The following is a 229-nucleotide window of genomic DNA, read 5'->3' on the forward strand; positions in this document are numbered from 1 at the left end:
ATTGCAGACAGTGCCCGCCCGACGACGTCATGGAGATCGCGAGAAAATCGCAACCGCTCCTCGGCGACGGACAGAGCGGCGGCGGCTCCGCGCGCCTCGTCCAATTCGGTGACCATCCGCAGCAGCCACACCGACATGTAGACGGTCAGCCCCATGAAGCCGGCAACGATTCCGACGGACACCCCGCTTTCCGGACCCGCAAGCAGTCCCAATACAACCCCGGCGGCCA

At 65.5% G+C, this 229-nt stretch carries 1 protein-coding gene; it reads right to left on the bottom strand.

Annotation, left to right across the window (positions count from 1 at the left end; translation table 11 throughout):
* On the bottom strand, nt 1-229 hold a 229-nt coding region (locus tag COI75_RS17340; RefSeq protein ID WP_218006720.1), incomplete at both ends, for a hypothetical protein.

This window comes from Bacillus cereus, assembly GCF_002564555.1.
Lineage (GTDB): Bacteria > Bacillota > Bacilli > Bacillales > Bacillaceae_G > Bacillus_A > Bacillus_A cereus_K.